This is a genomic window from Kitasatospora sp. NPDC057595, assembly GCF_042800875.1.
Taxonomy (GTDB): domain Bacteria; phylum Actinomycetota; class Actinomycetes; order Streptomycetales; family Streptomycetaceae; genus Kitasatospora.
Genome location: NZ_JBHVGL010000048.1, coordinates 1 through 8,732, shown reverse-complemented (window position 1 = coordinate 8,732; position 8,732 = coordinate 1). Strand labels below are relative to the sequence as shown.

Below are 8,732 nucleotides of genomic sequence, written 5' to 3'. Positions count from 1 at the left end.
GACGATCTTCGCGGAGGTGGTGGCGCGGGTGGGGGCGGCCGCGTTAGAGCTTGCGAAGTCCACTGAGGACCCTTTCGAGCAGCGTGACGTCGGGCGTTCCGCCCGACTCGCCCGCGGCGGCGGGCTGGTGGATGGCGACGAGACCGGCCTCGGCCAGGTCGGCCACGAGGATGCGGGCGACACCGAGCGGGACACCGGCCAGGGCGGAGATCTCCGCGATGGACTTGACCTCCCGGCAGAGGCTGACGATCCGGGCGTGTTCGGGCAGCAGGCCACCGGTGCGCTCGGCGGAGCCGGTGGTCGAGATCAGCGCCTCGATCGCGAGCTGGTACCGGGGCCGGGTGCGGCCTCCGGTCATCGCATAGGGGCGGACCAGCGGCTGCTGCTCGTAGCCGTCGGACTGCTGCCCGCCGTAGCCGCTGCCGTACCCGCCGCCGTACTGGCCGGCGGGTGTCGAAGGCGGGGTCATGGGTCCTCCTTGTGCTGCAGCCTGGGGCAGCCGGTTCCAGCTGGGGCGATGCCAGCTGAGGCGAGATCAGCTGCCTGAGGGTAGCTGAGGGTGGAACGCCGGGTCCGGTCGGGTCGGAACCGGCGGGGAGGTGGGACGGGTGGGTGTACCGCTCAGGGGTGCACTCAGTGCAGGAGACTGCCCTGGAGTTCTGCGCGGAGTGCGGGGGTGAGGACGGCGCCGGCGCGGTCGACGAGCAGCGCCATCTCGTAGCCGACCAGGCCGATGTCGGAGTCGGGGGAGGCCAGGACGGCGAGCGCGGAGCCGTCGCTGATGGCCATCAGGAACAGGAAGCCGCGTTCCATCTCGACGACGGTCTGGTTGACCTCGCCGCCCTCGAAGATCCGGCTGGCGCCGGTGGTGAGGGAGGTGAGGCCGGAGGCGACGGCGGCGAGCTGGTCGGCGCGGTCGCGGGGGAATCCCTCGGACATGCACAGCAGGAGGCCGTCCGCGGAGACCACCACCGTGTGCGACACCCCGGGGGTGTTGTCCACGAAATTGGTGATCAGCCAGTTCAGGTTCTGTGCGGCCTGGCTCATCTGATTCAACTCAACGCTCCTGATGATCTGCGGCGTTGCCGTCGGTCCGGCCCCCGAAACTATCGAACCCGGGCTGCTGGGCACCATGGTGGAAACCGGCCTGGTTGCCCTGGCCCGGCGAACCCTGCGGACCCTGGCCCCGGTCGGCCTGCGGCTGGGCGCCCGGAGCCTGGCCGGCCGCCTGCTCGGCACCGGCCCGGCGGCCCTGCTGGATGCCGCGGCGCAGGTTGGTGAGCCGGCCGCGGACCTCCTCGGGCGCGCGGGACACCTGGGGGCCGGTCAGCGGGGACGCCTCGGCGGTGCCGGAGACCAGGTTGGCCTGCGGGGTGCGCCGGGGGAGGCCCGACATGGTGACCCCGCTGGTGGACGGCTCGCGGACCTGCTCGGCGCGGCGCCAGCGTTCGTCGTTGGCGGACGGGCGCCAAGGGGCGTCACCGGGCTGCGGCTGCTGGGCCTGCGGCTGCGGGTGCTGTGGCTGCTGCGGGGCCTGCTGCTGCGGCTGGGCCTGCTGCTGCCGGGGCTGCTGCGGCCGCTGCTGGGCCTGGGCGGCCTGCGGGGCGGCCGGCTGCTCCTGACGGCCCGGGGCCGTGGTGCCGGGGCGGCGCGGCTGGTACGGCCGGGGCCGGCTCTGCTGCTGGGCCGGCCGGCCCTCCTCGCCCGGCGCGCCGGCGTCGGACGGCCCGGTCGGCAGTGCCATCGGCTCCTGGCGGACGGGCTGCTGCTGCACCGGCTGCTGCGGGGCCTGCGGCCGGCCGCCCTGCTCCGGACGGCCCGGGTTCGGCACGGTCGGCAGCACCGGCTCCACCAGGCCGAGGCCCAGCGGGTCGCGCGGGTCGATGTCACTGGCCTCGAACCGGGGACGGGCGAACTGCTGGGTGCTCTCCCCCGGGGCGGGCTCGGCCGCGGGCAGCGGCGGGGCCGGCTGGACCTTCGGCAGCGGCTGGGTCTGCTGCTGGCGGTCGCCCGGCGCGGGCCGCTGCGGACGGCCGCCCTGGCCCTGCGGGCCCTGGGGACCACCCTGCGGACCCTGCGGCGGACGGCCCTGGCCGGGGCGCTGACGCTGCGGCAGGCCCTCCTGCGGGCGCTCGCCGGGGCGGGCGCCCTGCGGCGCGCCCGGACGGCCCGACTGCTCGGCCCAGCCGTGCTGGGGCTGCTCGCCGCCGCGGGCGGCGGGGACGCCGTCGCCCTGCGGACGCTCCTGGCCGCGGCGGGGCAGGCCACCCGGGCCGCCCTGCTGCGGGGCACCCTGCTGGGGGCCGCCGGGCTGCTGGCCGCGGCGGGGCAGGCCGCCGGGGCCGCCCTGCTGCGGGCCCTGCCGGCCCGGGGTGCGCTGCGGCAGGCCGCCCTGCTGGTTCGGGGCCGGCTGCTTCGGGGCCTGGGAGTTCGGGCCCTGCTGGCCGGGAGCACCCGGACGGCCGCCCTGCGGCGCCGGGTTCTCGCGCAGCGACTGGCCGACCTGACGCGTCGGCAGACCGCCGCCCGCGCCGGGACCGCCCTGGCCGCTCTGGCCGTTCTGAGCGCCCTGGCCGTTCTGACCGCCGGACGGACCGGGGCCGCCCTGGCCGAGCTGCGGCCGGGCCTGCGGGGCGCCGCCCGCCGGAGCCTGGCCGAGTGCCGCCGGACCGCCGGGGCGTCCGCCCGGGCCGGCCGGCACCTGGCGCTGCTGGCGCGGCGTCGGGGTGACCCCGCGCTGCTGCTTCGGCTGGCCGCTCTGGCCGACCTGGCCGCCCTGGCCGCCGGGACGGCCGGGGCCGCGCCGGTCGGCCGAGTTGGTGACGTCCACCGGGAGCATGACCAGCGCGGTGGTGCCACCGGAGTCGCTGGGACGCAGCTGGATGCGGATGCCGTGACGCAGGGACAGCCGGCCGACCACGAAGAGGCCCATGCGGCGGGAGACGGAGACGTCCACCGTCGGCGGGTTGGCGAGGCGCTCGTTGATCTCGGCGAGGTCGTCGGGGCTGAGGCCGATGCCGGTGTCGTGGATCTCGACGAGCACCCGGCCGTCCGGCAGCGCGTGGCCGGTGACCCGGACGCGGGTCTGCGGGCTGGAGAACGAGGTGGCGTTCTCCAGCAGCTCGGCGAGCAGGTGGACGAGGTCGTTGACGACGCGGCCGGCGACCTCGGCCGACGGCACGGCGGCGAGCTCGATGCGCTCGTACTGCTCCACCTCGGAGGCGGCGGCGCGCAGCACGTCGACCAGCGGGACGGGGCGGGTCCAGCGGCGGCCCGGGTCCTCACCGGCGAGGACGAGCAGGTTCTCGCCGTTGCGGCGCATGCGGGTCGCGAGGTGGTCCAGCTTGAAGAGGTTGGCCAGCTGGTCCGGGTCCGCCTCGCGGCTCTCCAGCTCGGAGATGAGCGACAGCTGGCGCTGGATGAGGCCCTGGCTGCGACGCGAGAGGTTGGTGAACATCGCGTTGATGTTGCCGCGCAGGAGGGCCTGCTCGGCGGCGAGGCGGACGGCCTCGCTGTGCACCATGTCGAAGGCGTGGGCCACGTGGCCGATCTCGTCCGCGGAGTCGACGCCGACCGGCTCGACGGCGACGTCCACGTCGTGCGGGTCGGTCTCGGAGAGCGTCTTGACCAGCTCGGGCAGCCGGCGCTCGGCGACGTCCTCGGCCGCGGCCTGCAGCCGGGTCAGCGAGCGCACCATCGAGCGGGCGATCAGACCGGCGCCACCGAGGGCGACGAGCAGCACGAGCGCGACGGCGGCACCGATGATCAGGGCCTCGGTGTCGGCCTGGGACTGGAGCTCCTGGGCCTTTCCGTCGAGGTCCTCGATGAGCTTGGACTCGATCCGGCGCTCGGCGGCGATCTTGGCGGTGGACTGCTCGTACCAGTCCTTGTAGCTGACGACGTCGCCCTGGTGGATGCCGCCCTGCTGGAGGATCGAGCGCGCGTAGCGGTCGGCCGCGGCGACCACCGAGTTGTAGCTCAGCTGGCCGCGCAGGTTGTCCAGGTCGTGCGAGGTGTAGATGTTGTTGAAGCCGGTCAGCGCGTTGTCGTAGGACGACTTGAGCCGGATGCCGAAGGACTCGTCGCTCAGGCTGAGGTCCGGGCCGCCCGGGTTGGCGAGCGCGGCGCTGATCAGCGCGCGCTGCTGCGAGGTGGAGTTCTTGGCGAGCGAGAACTGCTGCAGGGCGCGGGTCGCGCGGACCAGCTCGCGGTTGTTGGACGCGAGCGCGATGTCCTGGGTGATCGACAGCAGGTCGCGGATGATCACGTCGTAGGCGGTGATCGTCGCCTGGATGTTCTGGTTGTTCTGGTACGGGTTGCCGCGGGCGTCGGAGACCGAGTTCAGGTCCTTGCGGATCTGGAAGAGCAGCGCCTTGCCGCCGGAGAGTTCGAGGTTCTCGAACTTGTCCGAGGACGCGGTGAAGGTGCGGCTGAGGTCGTCGGTGACCTTGCGGGCGGCGACGATGTCGTCGTCCAGCGGCGCGTTGGGCTTGGCGGTGATCGGGCCGGCGCTGACGTCCCGCTCGTTCTGCAGGGCGTTGGCGAGGTCGGTCGCCTTCTTGGCCAGGTCGGAGAGGTTGGCCATCTGGGCCAGCTGCTGCGAGGTTTCGAGCGAGGTCTGGATGCGCAGCCCACCGAGGACCAGCGCGACCAGCACCGGGAGTGCGAGCAGCGCGATCAGCTTGCTGCGGATCCGCCAGTTGCGCATGGCGAGGCGGCTCATGCCCTTGGCGCGTCGGCGGGTCAGGGAGCTGCGGAGCTTGCCGCGGGTCGACTTGCGCTCCTTGCCGTCCTCCTCCGGCCGGCCGATCACATCGGGTGCCGGTTCGGCCGGGCCGCCGGGGGCCGCCGCCTGCTGGGGGGCTGCCGCGGGCTCACGCGACTCCGGGTCACCCGCGGCGCCGCTACCCCTTTTGAAACGTCCCTGCACTGGCGTCGCAACCTCTGGACCGGGCGTCCCGCCGCGTCGCCGCGGTCTGGACGGTGTCGAGTTTCCATCCGCCCCCGGCCGGTCCGGGAGAGCGGGTCACCGGGGTGGACAGCTCCCTACCCACGGTCCGTGGCATTCCAGCACAGCCGGGGAATCCCAACAAGGGCGGACGGGGCACATCGGACGGCACTACTCACCGCGCGCGACAACTCACCGACTGTGTGGCAAACGGACCGGAATACCGCCTTTTTCGGACACTCGGCGGATACATGCCAAGCCGACCCGAGATCAACGTGATGGGTGGAGCTTCGGGTATGCCCGATATTTCCGATATGCCGGTAAAGGTCGATGAAGCGATATGTCGGATATCAGAGATATGTTCTGCGATTTGTGACGAAAATCACAGATGAATGTGTAGCTTTGGTCACGGTGACTGTGGAAAGAGATCCGTAACCTTGCTGTATCCGGCGCACGGCCCCGATCAGCCTGCCCAGAATCTCCCCGAATCACTCAGGCCGGTCGCCGATCGTGGTCGGTCGCCCGGCCGCGACCAAGAGGTGCTGACGAGATGTCCCAGGCGACGACCGCCCAGTCCACGCCGACCAGCCACTCCACGGCCAACCCGCGCCGGACGACGCTGGCCTCGGTCGAGGACTTCGGCCAGATTCCCGGCGCCCGCCGGGCCGAGGACGTCGCGACCTACGCGACCGAGCTGCCGGCCTCCACCGCCAACCCGCGCCGCACCCAGCTGACGACTGCCCCGGCGGTGAACGTCCCGCAGAACTGAGGCGTTCCGCGCACGCCGCGACAGGCGCCGTCACCCCGGTGACGGCGCCTGTTGTCGTGCGGCGGGCCAGGTCAGGGCCCACGCGATAGCCTGGGCAGCGATCGAGCGGGGCCGGGGCCGAAGGGGCCGCGGTTCCCGCCAGCGCCCGGGGCGCGCCCCGGACGTCCGTCGAAGCGAGGGGTAGCCCAGCCGTGCGCATTGCCAGGTTTTCCGTCCGGGAAGGGAGCCCTGCCGCCGGCAGCGTCTCCTTCGGTGTGGTCGAGGGCGACCCGGCCCGGCCCGAGTCGCTGGTGGTCCACGCCCTGGCCGGCCACCCGTTCGGCCAGCCCCAGCCGACCGGCGAGAGCTACCGCTTCCAGGACGTCCGGCTGCTCAGCCCGATGCTGCCCAACAAGATCGTCGCGGTCGGCCGCAACTACGCCGCGCACGCCGCCGAGCTGGGCAACGCCGTCCCGGACGTCCCGCTCACCTTCTTCAAGCCGTCCACCTCGGTGATCGGCCCGACCGAGAGCATCGCCTACCCGCCGTTCTCCTCGGACGTCCAGCACGAGGCCGAACTCGCCGTGGTGATCGGCCGGATGTGCCGCGAGGTGCCGCTGGAGCGGGTCCCCGAGGTGATCCTCGGCTACACCTGCGCCAACGACGTCACCGCGCGCGACGTCCAGCAGCGCGAGGGCCAGTGGGCCCGCGCCAAGGGCTTCGACACCGCCTGCCCGCTGGGCCCGTGGATCGAGACCGACCTCGACCCGTCGGACCTCGCCGTCACCTGCACGGTCAACGGCGAGCTCCGGCAGGCCGGCCGCACCTCGCAGATGGTCCGCTCGGTCGCCGAGCTGATCGTGCACATCTCCGAGGCCATGACGCTGCTGCCGGGCGACGTCGTCCTCACCGGCACGCCCGCCGGGGTGGGGCCGATCAACGTCGGCGACGAGGTCGCCGTCACCGTCGAGGGCATCGGCACCCTCGCCAACAAGGTGGTCAAGCGTGGCTGACGCGCCGGCCGTACGGGTGCGCTTCTGCCCGTCCCCGACCGGCAACCCGCACGTGGGCCTGGTCCGCACCGCGCTGTTCAACTGGGCCTTCGCCCGCCACCACGGCGGCACGCTGGTCTTCCGGATCGAGGACACCGACGCGGCCCGCGACTCCGAGGAGTCCTACGAGCAGCTGCTCGACGCGATGAAGTGGCTCGGCTTCGACTGGGACGAGGGGCCGGAGGTCGGCGGCCCGCACGCACCGTATCGCCAGTCCCAGCGGATGGACGTCTACGCGGACGTCGCCCGCCGGCTGCACGAGGCCGGCCACGCCTACCACTGCTACTGCTCCACCGAGGAGCTGGACGCCCGCCGCGAGGCGGCCCGCGCGGCCGGGAAGCCGTCGGGCTACGACGGTCACTGCCGCGACCTGACGGACGAGCAGGTCGCCGTCTACCGGCTGGAGCGGCGCGAGCCGATCCTGCGCTTCCGGATGCCGGACGCCACCATCGCCTTCGACGACCTGGTGCGCGGCACGCTCTCCTTCGAGCCGGAGAACGTCCCCGACTACGGCATCGTGCGGGCCAACGGGGCGCCGCTCTACACCCTGGTCAACCCGGTGGACGACGCCCTGATGGGCATCACCCACGTGCTGCGCGGCGAGGACCTGCTCTCCTCGACCCCGCGCCAGATCGCGCTCTACGCCGCGCTCGCCGACATCGGCGTCGGCGGCGGCGGCACCCCGCGCTTCGGCCACCTGCCGTACGTGATGGGCGAGGGCAACAAGAAGCTCTCCAAGCGCGACCCGCAGGCCTCGCTCAACCTCTACCGGGAGCGCGGCTTCATCCCCGAGGGCCTGCTCAACTACCTGTCGCTGCTGGGCTGGTCGCTCGCCGAGGACCGTGACGTCTTCACCGTGGACGAGCTGGTCGCGGCCTTCGACATCGGCAAGGTCAACGCCAACCCGGCCCGCTTCGACCTGAAGAAGTGCGAGGCGATCAACGCCGAGCACCTGCGCCGGCTGGCCCCGGAGGACTTCGTTCGCCGCCTGGTGCCCTATCTGCAGGCCCCGGGCCTGCTGCCGGCCGAGCCGAGCGACGCGCAGCTGGAGCTGCTGGCGAAGGTGGCGCCGCTCACCCAGGAGCGGATGGTGGTGCTCGGCGAGATCGTCGGCATGGCCGGCTTCCTGTTCGTGGCGCCCGAGGACTTCGCCGTGGACCCGGACGACGCCGCCAAGGTGCTCACCGCGGACGCCCGGCCGGTGCTGGAGGCGAGCGTCCGGGCGCTGGAGGAGCTCGGCGACTTCACCCCGGAGCCGATCCAGGCCGCGCTGCGCGGGGCACTGGTGGAGGGCCTGGGCATCAAGCCGAAGTTCGCCTTCACCCCGCTGCGGGTGGCGGTGACCGGCCGACGGGTCTCCCCGCCGCTGTTCGAGTCGATGGAGCTGCTCGGGCGCCCCGAGACGCTGCGCCGGCTGACGGCCGCGCTGGCGGCCCTCCCGGCGGCCTGAACCCGCCCGCGGGCCCGGTCACCGGCCGGGCCCGCGGCCTCCCGGGACGTCACCGGACGGCCCCCTGCCCGCTGCCTGGGGTTATCGATTTTGGAGCGGGGGCGGACGTCGGGTAATGTTCTTTCTGCGCCGCCCGGGAGGGCAACGGCGAGGGAGCGAAAGCCCCACGCCGGAGCCGGAGCGGGAGGCGCGAGCTGGAGTGCGGCCCGACAAGGGTTCAACTCCGGTGGGGTATGGTGTAATTGGCAGCACGAGTGATTCTGGTTCATTTAGTCTAGGTTCGAGTCCTGGTACCCCAGCGCAGTACCGCGGTCCATCCGGACCGTACAACTCAAGATCAAGCCCCCGTTGTGTAGCGGCCTAGCACGCTGCCCTCTCACGGCAGTAGCGCCGGTTCGAATCCGGTCGGGGGTACTGGTTCCGCAAGGAACCGCCTGGAAAGCCCCCGTTGTGTAGCGGCCTAGCACGCTGCCCTCTCACGGCAGTAGCGCCGGTTCGAATCCGGTCGGGGGTACTGGTTCCGCAAGGAACCGC

General features: G+C 72.8%; 6 protein-coding genes and 3 tRNA genes. 6 read left to right on the top strand and 3 right to left on the bottom strand.

From position 1 onward, the window contains the following. Window positions 1-43 precede the first annotated feature (43 nt). The 3 genes from ACFU9E_RS35115 to ACFU9E_RS35105 all read right to left on the bottom strand — a co-directional run bounded on the left by ACFU9E_RS35115 (window position 44) and on the right by ACFU9E_RS35105 (window position 4,813). Window positions 44-469 carry a DUF742 domain-containing protein gene (locus tag ACFU9E_RS35115; protein WP_380688145.1) on the bottom strand — a complete coding sequence of 142 codons (426 nt, stop codon included), beginning with the start codon at window positions 467-469 and terminating at the stop codon, window positions 44-46. 164 nt (window positions 470-633) lie between these two features. After that, the gene (locus ACFU9E_RS35110) at window positions 634-1,047 is read right to left on the bottom strand and encodes a roadblock/LC7 domain-containing protein (RefSeq protein ID WP_344345973.1); all 414 of its coding nucleotides are present in this window, start codon (window positions 1,045-1,047) and stop codon (window positions 634-636) included. A gap of 10 nt (window positions 1,048-1,057) precedes the next feature. Continuing rightward, window positions 1,058-4,813, bottom strand: a complete 3,756-nt coding sequence (locus ACFU9E_RS35105; RefSeq protein ID WP_380688142.1) for a nitrate- and nitrite sensing domain-containing protein — start codon at window positions 4,811-4,813, stop codon at window positions 1,058-1,060. Window positions 4,814-5,498: 685 nt separating this feature from the next. Here ACFU9E_RS35105 and ACFU9E_RS35100 point away from each other — a divergent pair. The 6 genes from ACFU9E_RS35100 to ACFU9E_RS35075 all read left to right on the top strand — a co-directional run bounded on the left by ACFU9E_RS35100 (window position 5,499) and on the right by ACFU9E_RS35075 (window position 8,712). Beyond that, a complete protein-coding gene (locus ACFU9E_RS35100; protein ID WP_380688140.1) occupies window positions 5,499-5,717 on the top strand; it encodes a hypothetical protein in 219 nt (72 codons plus the stop codon). A gap of 191 nt (window positions 5,718-5,908) precedes the next feature. Next, complete coding sequence (locus tag ACFU9E_RS35095; RefSeq protein ID WP_380689958.1) at window positions 5,909-6,709, top strand: fumarylacetoacetate hydrolase family protein; 801 nt, start codon at window positions 5,909-5,911, stop codon at window positions 6,707-6,709. Then, window positions 6,702-8,198 (top strand): glutamate--tRNA ligase, encoded by a 1,497-nt coding sequence (gene gltX / locus ACFU9E_RS35090; protein WP_380689960.1) that lies wholly within the window; start codon window positions 6,702-6,704, stop codon window positions 8,196-8,198. Before ACFU9E_RS35095 ends, gltX begins: the two co-directional genes overlap by 8 nt. Window positions 8,199-8,425: 227 nt before the next feature. Further along, window positions 8,426-8,497, top strand: a tRNA-Gln gene (locus ACFU9E_RS35085). 42 nt (window positions 8,498-8,539) lie between these two features. Further along, window positions 8,540-8,612: transfer RNA gene (locus ACFU9E_RS35080), tRNA-Glu, on the top strand. Window positions 8,613-8,639: 27 nt separating this feature from the next. Next, a tRNA-Glu gene (locus ACFU9E_RS35075) sits at window positions 8,640-8,712 on the top strand. The last annotated feature ends 20 nt before the right edge of the window (window positions 8,713-8,732 follow it).